This window comes from Thiobacillus sp. (assembly GCF_024708915.1).
In genome coordinates this window covers 1-3,805 of record NZ_JANJXQ010000102.1, presented here as the reverse complement: position 1 = coordinate 3,805, position 3,805 = coordinate 1, and the positions used below count along the sequence as shown (strand labels likewise).

Genomic DNA, 3,805 nt, shown 5'->3' with positions numbered 1-3,805 from the left:
GCTCCGTGATGGAACCGCTCTTCTCCCTGCCCGGATATACACACTAGGTGACTGCTGGAAGCAGCGCCAGCGCATCGGCACTGGATGCTGCGGGGACGGCTTTATATTACAAGTTTCTAATATTTTGTTATTTTGCACTTCAAGCCGCAAGCATGGCAAGCAAAAAGCTTGATGGGCCTATAAGAAACCATCGAAGAAAAACCCTTAATAATTACCGACTTGCACATCCTGATTTCCGCTATCTTGACCGGCACGCGGCGTCGCCAGGGCCGACTTGAACGTCTGACGAGGCCGCGCCCCATCGCCTTCGGCGCGCAGGGCCGGCGCGGGGCGAACATGCGCACCGGCATGCGGCGAGCAGCCGGCAAAACATGCATCTGGATTCCAGCATTTAATACCCGGTGACCCCGTTTGCCGGCACGACGCGGAGGCAGGCCGCCCCCGTCGGCGACAGACTTGCAGCACCTCGCGCTTGCGTGCGCGGAAGCATTCGGAGGGGACACAACAGGAGACGGACCGGGTTCGCGGGGCGGCCCGCAGGTACGGGGGAACGCGCGTCGGCTAAGCGGATGCCGGGGGTACCCGACGCCAATGCCCCGAGCGCCCGCCCTGCTTCTCCAGCAGACCGACATCGCCGATGACCATGCCGCGGTCGACCGCCTTGCACATGTCGTAGATGGTCAAGAGCGCGACGCTGACGCCGGTCAGCGCCTCCATCTCGACCCCCGTCTTGCCGACGGTCTCGGCGGTGACGGTGCAGGTGATCGACGACGAGGCGTCGTCGTGGCTGAATTCGACGCTCACCCGGGTGAGCGCGATCGGGTGGCAGAGCGGAATCAGGTCGGCCGTGCGCTTGGTTGCCTGGATCGCCGCGATGCGCGCGATCCCGAGGACATCGCCCTTGGCCGCCTGGCCACCGAGAACGCGCGCCAGCGTATCGGGTAACATGGTGATCCGCCCGGCGGCAACGGCCACGCGCCGGGTGTCCGCCTTGTCGGCCACGTCGACCATGACGGCGCGGCCGCGCTCGTCGAAATGAGTGAATTCGCTCATGTCCAGGAAACTTGTCGGTGATTTGCGCATCCTAAACGAAATGCCAGCATTCTCCTCCGAACACGCGCCCCGCGGTGCGTTGCTGAAACGCCTCGCGCTCGCGTTCGCCCTCGCCGCGCAGCCCGTCGCCGCGGCGGACCTGCCCGACCTCGGCGAAGTCTCGCGCCAGTATTTTTCCGACCAGGAAGAACAGGCGATGGGCCGCGCCATCATGCGCGACGTGTACGCCGACCCGCGATACCTCGACGACCCCGAGATCGAGACCTACCTCAACCAGCTCGGCTACAAGCTGGTTTCCGTGAGCACGCGCAACCAGCGCGAATTCACCTTCTTCGTGGTCGGCGACCCGTCGATCAACGCATTCGCCATGCCGGGCGGCAACATCGGCATCCACACCGGCCTCCTGCTCGCCGCGCAAAGCGAATCGGAGCTGGCGAGCGTGATCGCGCACGAGATCGCCCACGTCACCCAGGACCACATCGCGCGCATGGTCGCCGCGCAAAGCCAGAGCCAATGGCCGACCATGGCCGCGCTGGCGCTGGCGCTGCTGGCGTCGCGCTCCAATTCCAACGTGGCCGGCGCCGCCATCGCCACCACCCAGGCCTATTCCATCCAGAATCAGCTCAACTACAGCCGTGATTACGAGCGCGAGGCGGACCGCCTGGGTTACGACATGCTGAACCGCAGCGGCTACGACGTGCGCGGCATGAGCGGTTTTTTCAGCCGCCTGCAGCGCGCCAACCGGTTTTACGACACCAGCGCCCCGGCCTATCTGCGCACCCATCCGCTCACCACCGACCGCATCGCCGACATGGAGTCGCGCAGCGAAACCGCACCTTATCAGCAGGTTGAGGACAGCCTCGATTTTCAGCTGGTGCGCGCCCGCCTGCGTGCGCAGGAAGACAGCGCGCAGGATGCCGTGCTGGCTGCGCGCAGGGCGCTCGATGAAAAACGCTACAACAGCGAAACCGCCGCTCGTTATGGCCTGGTTGCCGCGCTGATCCGCGCGCGCCAGTTCAAGGACGCCGAGGCCGAAGCGCAGAAACTGCCGTCCGGCAAAACCGGCAACCCGATGATCCAGCTATTGATTGCCAACACCGCACTGGCCGCGGGCAACCAGGCGCTTGCCTTGCAGCGCTACCAGGCCGGCAGCCGCGCCCACCCCGGCTACCGTCCCTTGCAGTACGGCTACATCAGCGCATTGCTGGCGGCAGGCCGCAGCAACGATGCGCAGACCCAGGTCGACGGGCAACTTGCGCTGTATCCGCTCGACCGCCGCCTGTGGCGGCTGGCCGCCCAGACTCACGCCCAGTTGGGGCACCGTCTGCTCGGCCATCGCGCCCAGGCCGAAGCGGCGGCATTGAGCGGCAACCTGGTTGCCGCCATCGAACAGATCACCCTCGGCATCAAGGCCGGCGACGGCAGTTTCCACGAAATGTCGGCGGCCGAAGCGCGGCGGCGCGAATGGCAGGAGATCGAAAAATCGCAGCGGAAAAACTAGCGACGGCGCGCACAGCCGCCATATTCGGGCGGGGCTGGTAGGAAATTACCCTGCGATTTGCACGTAAAGATTCGTACCCGGCCTTGCATGCCAAAAACAAATTCCACTATGCTTTGTCCCATCCATAACTGGATAGCGTTCACTGCAGGGCAGCGGCAAGCGCTTTCATAACCATGTCAATAATTTAGGAGGATGACTATGCGTAAGTTGCATCAAATAGCAACGGCCTGCGCGATCAGCGCGATCATGTTGTCGGGTACGGCGCTGGCACAGGCGACCGCCGCCAAGAAGGAGGAAACCGGCAAGGAGATCGCGTTCAACCGTGCCAAGGGCAACTGCCTGGCCTGCCACGGCATGCCGACCGTGCCCGATGCGGAATCCACCGGCATGTATGGCCCGCCCCTGATCGCCATGAGCGCGCGCTTCCCCGACAAAGCCAAGCTGCGTGCCCAGATCTGGGATTCGACCGTCGCCAACCCCTCCAGCAGCATGATTCCGTTCGGCAAGCACGGCGTGCTGACGGAAGCCGAAATCGATAAAGTGACCGATTTCATTTACGGTCTGTAATTACCCGCAGATTTTTCAACAAGGAGATATGCAATGAATGCACTTCGTAGAAACGTACTGAAAGGCGCCGCAGGCGCAGGCACCGTGGCCATCGCCGTGGCCGCCGGCCTGCTGAAGCCCACCCAGGCGCTGGCAGCCTGGAACAAGGCCGCCTTCGAGGCCAAGAGCGTCGGCGACGCGATGAAGGGTCTCGGCACGACCGGCCCGGCCGACAGCAAGGAGATCACCATCAAGGCGCCGGACATCGCCGAGAACGGTTCGGTAGTGCCGGTGGAAGTCACCAGCAGCATCGCCGGCACGACCAGCATCGCCATCCTCGCCGAAAAGAACGCCACTCCCCTGGTCGGCTCCTACAACCTGTCGGGCGGTACCCAGGGCTACATTTCCACCCGCATCAAGATGGGCCAGACTTCGCTGGTTCGTGCGGTGGTCAACGCCGGCGGCAAATCCTACACCGCGGCCAAGGAAGTCAAGGTCACCATCGGCGGCTGCGGCGGCTGATCCCGGCCCGGCCAGACATCATTCGTTGAACTGAATTCTTTTTAGAAAGGAAAGCCAAATGGCTGAACCCATGCGTATCCGCGCCACCATGGCAGGCGACGTCGCCGACGTCAAAGTATTGATGAACCACCCGATGGAAACCGGCCTGCGCAAAGACGCCAAGACCGGCCAGCTGGTGCCCGC

The 3,805-nt window shown here is 63.6% G+C and carries 5 protein-coding genes; 4 read left to right on the top strand and 1 reads right to left on the bottom strand.

Annotation, left to right across the window (positions count from 1 at the left end):
• Positions 1-561 precede the first annotated feature (561 nt).
• Positions 562-1,053 (bottom strand): cyclic pyranopterin monophosphate synthase MoaC, encoded by a 492-nt coding sequence (gene moaC, locus Q0L94_RS07845; RefSeq protein WP_296752128.1) that lies wholly within the window; start codon positions 1,051-1,053, stop codon positions 562-564.
• A gap of 40 nt (positions 1,054-1,093) precedes the next feature.
• Between moaC and Q0L94_RS07840 the strand changes: the two genes are divergently transcribed.
• The 4 genes from Q0L94_RS07840 to Q0L94_RS07825 all read left to right on the top strand — a co-directional run.
• On the top strand, positions 1,094-2,554 hold the full coding sequence (locus Q0L94_RS07840; protein WP_296752125.1) for a M48 family metalloprotease: 1,461 nt from the start codon (positions 1,094-1,096) through the stop codon (positions 2,552-2,554).
• A gap of 198 nt (positions 2,555-2,752) precedes the next feature.
• A complete protein-coding gene (soxX, locus tag Q0L94_RS07835; protein WP_296752124.1) occupies positions 2,753-3,121 on the top strand; it encodes a sulfur oxidation c-type cytochrome SoxX in 369 nt (122 codons plus the stop codon).
• 33 nt (positions 3,122-3,154) lie between these two features.
• On the top strand, positions 3,155-3,622 hold the full coding sequence (gene soxY, locus Q0L94_RS07830; protein WP_296752121.1) for a thiosulfate oxidation carrier protein SoxY: 468 nt from the start codon (positions 3,155-3,157) through the stop codon (positions 3,620-3,622).
• A gap of 58 nt (positions 3,623-3,680) precedes the next feature.
• On the top strand, positions 3,681-3,805 hold a 125-nt coding region (locus tag Q0L94_RS07825), incomplete at its 3' end, for a thiosulfate oxidation carrier complex protein SoxZ (protein ID WP_366799312.1).

Coding starts and splice junctions, on each gene's coding strand:
- soxY (WP_296752121.1), top strand. CDS start 3,155: ATGAATGCACTTCGTAGAAACGTACTGAAAGGCGCCGCAGGCGCAGGC.
- Q0L94_RS07840 (WP_296752125.1), top strand. CDS start 1,094: ATGCCAGCATTCTCCTCCGAACACGCGCCCCGCGGTGCGTTGCTGAAA.
- moaC (WP_296752128.1), bottom strand. CDS start 1,053: ATGAGCGAATTCACTCATTTCGACGAGCGCGGCCGCGCCGTCATGGTC.
- soxX (WP_296752124.1), top strand. CDS start 2,753: ATGCGTAAGTTGCATCAAATAGCAACGGCCTGCGCGATCAGCGCGATC.